At 48.8% G+C, this 297-nt stretch carries 1 rRNA gene; it reads right to left on the bottom strand.

What is annotated here, in order from left to right:
- Window positions 1-297 (bottom strand): 23S ribosomal RNA (locus I6E24_RS16860); the annotation flags it as partial.

Raw genomic sequence — 297 nt, 5'->3', positions numbered from 1 at the left:
TTTCCTTCACAGTACTGGTTCACTATCGGTCTCTCGGGAGTATTTAGCCTTACCGGATGGTCCCGGCTGATTCACGCAGAATTCCTCGTGTTCCGCGCTACTCAGGATACCACTATGCTTCGTCTTGCTTCGAATACAGGACTGTCACCTTCTATGGTCGAACTTTCCAAATCGTTCTTCTCACAAGATTTCTTGCAATGTCGTGGTCCTACAACCCCAACCATGCCGTAACATGGGTGGTTTGGGCTCTTCCCCGTTCGCTCGCCACTACTGGGGGAATCATTGTTATTTTCTTTT

Origin of the sequence: Bacteroides caecigallinarum, assembly GCF_021530995.1 — a bacterium.
In the GTDB taxonomy this organism is placed as follows: Bacteria; Bacteroidota; Bacteroidia; order Bacteroidales; family Bacteroidaceae; genus Phocaeicola; species Phocaeicola faecigallinarum.
The sequence above is the reverse complement of the archived record's forward strand: the minus strand, read 5'-3'. Positions and strand labels throughout refer to the sequence as shown.